A 2,835-nucleotide genomic window follows, 5' to 3' on the forward strand; every position below is an offset into this window, starting at 1 on the left:
GTATAACAAAAACTTTTTTGTTTAACTTCAAATAATTTCCTATTGTGATATGAACGGTTTCCTCAATATCTTTGCCCGAAATTTCAATAACATCGTCTGTATCATAAACCATATTTGCCAATGATAAATTGAATTCACCTTTTTGGCTAGAAGCAGTTCTTAAAAATGCAGACGGAATACTTACAGAAGCATTTTCTAAAGGGAAGTTTTGCTCGTTTACAATAGTTCCTTTTATTTCTAAATCATCTTGGGAGCTCATTATAAAACAAGAACTAAAAATGAGAATGGTTAGTAATTTTTTCATTTGGTTGTATTTAGGTACAAGTAAATAAAAAATCAGGCATAAAGCATTTTTAATCGATGAAACACAATATAAATTGAATTTCATCCTGTTTTTTGACTGTTTATCGGAAATTTTAAAATCACAGAATTGTTTTAGTAAATAAAAAAAGAAAACCAAAATGGAAACAATTTGTTATTTGGGCGCTACCGCAAGGGTCGGGCTATTCATTGCAAGTCCTCGCACCTCCTACGTCGGGCTGTGGGCTTTCCATTGCTATCCCTAGCGCAGTATCTGCCAACCAATATTTTTTAAATAACCCTTAGTGTGTTTGGTTTGATTATTGCTATATTTAAACCAATGAATTTAAAAAAACTTTCCTTACGCACGCGCATATTCCTAGCCATGATTTTGCTGGTATTAGTAGGGTCTGTTTTAATTTCGGCAGTAGCCATATATCAATATAACGAACAAAGTAAAGATTATCACGAAGGCAGATTAGAGCGAAAAGAAGCCAGTATTCAAACACATTTAAAACGGGTTTTAAACGGGAGGCAAAATACATGGGAAGTTAAAACCGAAAACATCCCGTTAATTTTCAAAGAGGAAATCTACAATATTGCAGACATTCATAAGCTTCAAATTAATTTATACGATTTAGATGGCGGCCTATTAATTTCTTCAAAGGCAGGTTTGCAAAACGAAATAGCCGATAAATGTATTGATGCTGAGGTTATGAATGCATTAACTCAAAATATTGAGTTTGATAATACCTCCGAAATAGCACAACATAGGTATGTAGATATACACAAGGAAAACGGGGAAACATTTCAGTCGTCTTATACCTATATTACTGATAACCGATCTAAAGCCATTGCTGTTTTAAATATTCCTTATTTAGAAAAAGACGATTTTCTAGTTAAAGAATTGCAAGAGTTTTTAAAACGGATTGGGTTTGCATTTATCTTAGTATTATTAACGGCCATTGCCATTGCCTTTTGGTTGTCTAAATACATTACAAAATCGTTAAAAACCATTAGCGATAAAATAAATACCACGAGACTAGAAAGACGCAATGAAAAAATTGAGGTAGATGATACTAGCGAAGAAATTTCAGCATTAGTAACTTCGTATAATAGTATGATTGATGAACTTCAAGAAAGTGCGGTACAATTAGCACGAAGCGAGCGAGAACAAGCATGGAGAGAAATGGCAAAACAAGTAGCGCATGAAATTAAGAATCCATTAACGCCCATGCGATTAACGGTGCAAAATTTTCAGCGCAAGTTTAATCCAGAAGACGAAAATATCCACTCAAAACTCGACGAATACACCAAAACTTTAATTCAGCAAATTGATACAATGAGTTCTATTGCATCGGCATTTTCAAATTTTGCAAAAATGCCAGCTCAGCAAAACGAAACTTTAAATGTGGTAAAAATTGTAAAATTGGCATTAGATATTTTTAATGAAGATTATATAGTTTTTACTTCTGATGCCAAAGAAATTATTGCAAAACTGGATAGAACCCAACTCATTAGAGTGGTTACAAACTTGGTTAAAAATGCTATTCAAGCCATACCAGATAACAAAACACCAAATATTATTATAAACGTAGGGAAGGAAAATGGTAGTGTAATAATTACGGTTGCCGATAATGGCGCAGGTGTGACCGAAGAGAACAAAGAAAAGGTGTTCGAACCAAAATTTACAACCAAAACAAGTGGTATGGGACTTGGTTTGGCAATGGTAAAAAACATAGTAGAAACCTATAAAGGAACCATCTCCTTTAATTCAGAGAAGGACAAGGGAACAACTTTTAAAGTTACCTTTCCATTAAACTAAAAAATTGATAATTAATGTCACCTTTTGAGTAATTAAAAGGTTTTAAAAAAATAAATAAATGTCGTACAACAACATACTTTCAGAAGAAAACAATGGCATCACAACCCTTACAATAAATCGGCCAAAAAAATTAAACGCATTAAATCGAGAAACTATTGAAGAGCTGCACGACGCATTTGATGATGCCAATAATGACAAAAACACTAAAGTTATTATAATAACTGGAAGTGGTGAAAAGGCTTTTGTGGCTGGTGCAGATATTAGCGAATTTGCCGATTATGATGTGAGCGAAGGAACCAGATTAGCTGCAAAAGGGCAAGAATTGTTATTTAATTTTGTCGAAAATCTTTCAACGCCAGTTATTGCTGCAGTAAATGGTTTTGCGCTTGGTGGTGGTTTAGAACTAGCCATGGCAGCACATTTTAGAGTAGCTAGTGATAATGCTAAACTCGGACTTCCAGAAGTGTCTCTGGGAGTTATTCCAGGCTATGGTGGCACACAGCGGTTACCACAATTAGTTGGTAAAGGGCGAGCAATGGAAATGATTATGACAGCAGGTATGATTGATGCGAATCAGGCATTGAATTATGGTTTGGTAAATCATGTAACAACACCAGAAGAATTACTTCCGCTTTGCGAAAAAATAGCATCTAAAATTTCTAGTAACTCAACAGTTGCCATTAGTGCAGCCATTAGAGCCATAAACGCCA

Annotated in this window: 3 protein-coding genes; 2 read left to right on the forward strand and 1 reads right to left on the reverse strand. The window is 34.4% G+C overall.

From position 1 onward, the window contains the following. On the reverse strand, positions 1-304 hold a 304-nt coding region (locus tag WBN21_RS06585), incomplete at its 3' end, for a hypothetical protein (RefSeq protein ID WP_424198617.1). Positions 305-640: 336 nt separating this feature from the next. Here WBN21_RS06585 and WBN21_RS06590 point away from each other — a divergent pair. Both WBN21_RS06590 and WBN21_RS06595 read left to right on the forward strand, forming a co-directional pair. Beyond that, entirely contained in the window at positions 641-2,125 is a 1,485-nt protein-coding gene (locus WBN21_RS06590; RefSeq protein ID WP_424198619.1) for an ATP-binding protein, read from the forward strand. Between the two features lie 58 nt (positions 2,126-2,183). Then, positions 2,184-2,835: enoyl-CoA hydratase/isomerase family protein (locus WBN21_RS06595; protein WP_424198620.1), on the forward strand; the 652-nt coding region annotated here is incomplete at its 3' end.

This window comes from Algibacter sp., assembly GCF_049667265.1.
Taxonomy (GTDB): Bacteria; Bacteroidota; Bacteroidia; order Flavobacteriales; family Flavobacteriaceae; genus Algibacter_B.

Excerpts from the sequence above, each read along its gene's own strand:
- WBN21_RS06590 (WP_424198619.1), top strand. The coding sequence starts at position 641 with ATGAATTTAAAAAAACTTTCCTTACGCACGCGCATATTCCTAGCCATG.